This is a genomic window from Halomonas sp., from assembly GCF_041689495.1.
Lineage (GTDB): Bacteria > Pseudomonadota > Gammaproteobacteria > Pseudomonadales > Halomonadaceae > Halomonas.
In genome coordinates, this window is sequence record NZ_JBDNGD010000542.1 from 1 (window position 1) to 1,157 (window position 1,157).

2 protein-coding genes are annotated in these 1,157 nt (G+C 67.5%); both read right to left on the reverse strand.

Translation table 11 applies throughout. The features are described 5' to 3' along the window. Window positions 1-171: 171 nt before the first annotated feature. Complete coding sequence (locus ACESMD_RS15720) at window positions 172-600, reverse strand: DUF6691 family protein (protein WP_372614820.1); 429 nt, start codon at window positions 598-600, stop codon at window positions 172-174. Beyond that, the gene (locus ACESMD_RS15725) at window positions 597-1,079 is read right to left on the reverse strand and encodes a YeeE/YedE family protein (RefSeq protein WP_372614822.1); all 483 of its coding nucleotides are present in this window, start codon (window positions 1,077-1,079) and stop codon (window positions 597-599) included. Before ACESMD_RS15725 ends, ACESMD_RS15720 begins: the two co-directional genes overlap by 4 nt. Between the last annotated feature and the right edge of the window lie 78 nt (window positions 1,080-1,157).

Sequence of the window (1,157 nt, forward strand, 5' to 3'; positions counted from 1 at the left end):
GAGCAGGTCTACTCCAACAACCAGCTCTTCGAATCGCTGGGCTTCTTCGCCACCCCGACCACGGTCTTCCGTGTCGAGGACGAGCTGGACCGCATCCAGGGCATGCCCGATGAGGCAGCGTTCATCGAGTTGATGGGTGGCCCGGCACCCTGAGGGATGAGGGCCATCGATTCACGCCTTGGCGGGAAATTGCCTCGCCAGGAACCAGCCGGCAACCATCGCCACCAGCATCGCGACCAGAGGGCCGGTGAGCCCGGCGATGGAGGCGAAGGCCGGGCCCGGGCAGTAGCCGGAGAGCCCCCAGCCGATGCCGAACAGGGTGGCGCCGCCGATCAGCCGAGCGTCCAGATCCTGGCGGGTGGGAAGCTGGAAGGCATTGCCGTAGAGCGGTGCCTTGCGACGCAGCACCAGCCGGTAGCCAATGAAGTTGGTCACCACGGCGCCACCCAGCACAAACATCAGGGTCGGGTCCCAGGCACCGGCGACATCCAGGAAGCCCAGCACCCGGGCGGGATCGGTCATGCCGGAGATGGCCAGTCCGAGACCAAAGACCAGGCCGGCGATATACCCCGCCAGGGTCTTGAGGTGAACGGTCTTCATGCCCCACCTCCCAGTACGTGGCGAACCACGAAGACGGTGATGATGGCGGCCGCCAGGAAGGTCAGGGTGGCCACCAGGGAGCGCGGCGACAGCCGTGCCAGACCGCAGACCCCATGGCCGCTGGTACAACCGCTACCCAGGCTGGTCCCCACGCCCACCAGCAGGCCGGCCACCAGCATCAGCACGACACCGCCGGCGGGCTGGCCGACGACCTCGCCGGGGCTGCCGACTACATTGCCGAGGCTGAACGTCGAATCGCCCAGGCCGCCGCCCAGCAGCATCAGCACCACCGGGCCGCTGACCAGGCCGAGCACAAAGGCCAGACGCCAGGCGCTATCGCCCTTGGGTCGCTGCGTGATCAGGTTACCGATGATGCCGCTGATCCCGGCGATGCGACCCAGGGACGCCATCAGCCAGGTGGCCGAGAGGCCGATCAGCACGCCGCCGACCAGCCCTTGCAGACTTGCTGTCAGATCCACGTCGTGACTCCTCCGTCGTTATTCAGTGAGCACGCGAGCCTCATTGGCCGCGGGTCAGTCGCAGGGCAGGGCCCCACC